Origin of the sequence: Streptococcus sanguinis SK355 (assembly GCF_000212855.1) — a bacterium.
Classification (GTDB): Bacteria; Bacillota; Bacilli; order Lactobacillales; family Streptococcaceae; genus Streptococcus; species Streptococcus sanguinis_A.
Genome location: NZ_GL890998.1, coordinates 1 through 524, shown reverse-complemented (window position 1 = coordinate 524; position 524 = coordinate 1). Strand labels below are relative to the sequence as shown.

1 protein-coding gene is annotated in these 524 nt (G+C 38.0%); it reads right to left on the bottom strand.

Translation table 11 applies throughout. The features are described 5' to 3' along the window. Positions 1-38: 38 nt before the first annotated feature. On the bottom strand, positions 39-524 hold a 486-nt coding region (locus HMPREF9389_RS00005), incomplete at its 5' end, for an ISL3 family transposase (protein ID WP_002931526.1).

Genomic DNA, 524 nt, shown 5'->3' with positions numbered 1-524 from the left:
TTTTGGCTCTTTGTCAACTGTAGTGGGTTGATGAAAAGTTATAATCTGGAGAGGACTAAATCAGTCCTCTCCTTTTTGATGTTCAAAGCGATGAGGATTCTAGTTTTAAAATTGTCAAAGTTCCGAAAGCCGAAAGCGTTTCGCTTGATGACTTTGATGAGGTTGTTAGTAGCTTCTAGTTTTGCGTTTGAGTAGTGCAGTTCCAGTGCGTTCATGATCTTGTCCTTATCTTTCAAAAAGGTCTTAAAAACAGTTTGAAAAATAGGATTTACAGAAGAAATGGTATCTTCAATGAGTCCAAAGAAATGCTCAGTTTTTTTCTCTTGAAAATGAAAAAGCAGGAGTTGGTAGAGTTTATAGTGTTCTCGGAGTTCTTGAGAGCAAGAGAGAAGTTTTTCTAGAATCTCTCCGCTGATCAAGTGCATGCGAAAAGTTGGACGATAAAAACGTTTATGGCTGAGTTTACGGCTATCCTGTTGAATGAGTTTCCAGTAGCGTTTGAGTGCCCTATATTTGTGCGATTT